The following is a 553-nucleotide window of genomic DNA, read 5'->3' on the forward strand; positions in this document are numbered from 1 at the left end:
TGCTGCTAGTCATTCCTTCACCGGAGGCAGTAGTTGTGGTGCTCGGCCCCTGGAGCACCTATGGCAAGCCAAGCACCTGAACCGTCCGCATCCTCCGCACGTCCCATCACCGTCGCTCCGCTCAACCGCCTGCTGCAAACGCAGCAGTGGGACGCCATGGGACGCTTGAGCGAGCAGGTGTTGGCGCACGACACGTCCGCCCCCACGCACACAGGCGGCGGCAACCGCCTGCTGGTGCGCCGCTACCGCTACGACGCCAGCGGCCAGCTCACCGACATCAACGACACGCGGCGCGGCCAGCTCGCCTACCGCTACGATCCGGTAGGCCGCCTGCTCGAAGCGCAAAGCCGGCTCGGCCACGAGACCTTCGACTTCGATCCGGCGAGCAACCTGATCGATCCGGCCGAGCAGCGCGAAGCCGAGCGTCAGCGCATGCCACGCATCAAGGCGCTGGACAACCTGCTCAAGCAATACGCCGGCACCCACTACCAGTACGACGCGCGCGGCAACCTCACGCAACGCTGGCACAACGGCAAGGAAGGCCGCTTCACCT

The 553-nt window shown here is 66.5% G+C and carries 1 pseudogene; it reads left to right on the top strand.

Going from position 1 to position 553, the window contains the following annotated elements:
• Window positions 1–156: 156 nt before the first annotated feature.
• Window positions 157–553, top strand: a pseudogene (locus tag C5O79_RS37935) (RHS repeat protein); the annotation flags it as partial.

This window comes from Burkholderia sp. SRS-25 (assembly GCF_004343765.1).
GTDB lineage: Bacteria > Pseudomonadota > Gammaproteobacteria > Burkholderiales > Burkholderiaceae > Burkholderia > Burkholderia contaminans.